Annotated in this window: 1 protein-coding gene; it reads right to left on the reverse strand. The window is 69.4% G+C overall.

From position 1 onward, the window contains the following. On the reverse strand, nt 1-255 hold a 255-nt coding region (locus ACUN9Y_RS22365), incomplete at both ends, for an Ig-like domain-containing protein (protein ID WP_445462935.1).

Genomic DNA, 255 nt, shown 5'->3' on the forward strand with positions numbered 1-255 from the left:
TGGTCGTGTCGGCCTCGTCGCCGTCGCCGTCCGTCACCGTCAGGGTCACGTCGAGGGTCGGCGTCTGCGGCTCGCCTTCGCCGGGGTCGGCGGTAAAGGTCCAGGTACCGTCCGGGTCGACCACCAGGATGCCGTGACCGGTATCGATCGGATCTCCCGGGGCATACGGCGTGACATCTCCCGGCACACGAATCACCGGCGGCGAGGCGCCATCCGCACCGCCTTCCACGCCCCAGGTACCGGTCACGATGTCAC

Source organism: Halomonas sp. V046, from assembly GCF_052645355.1.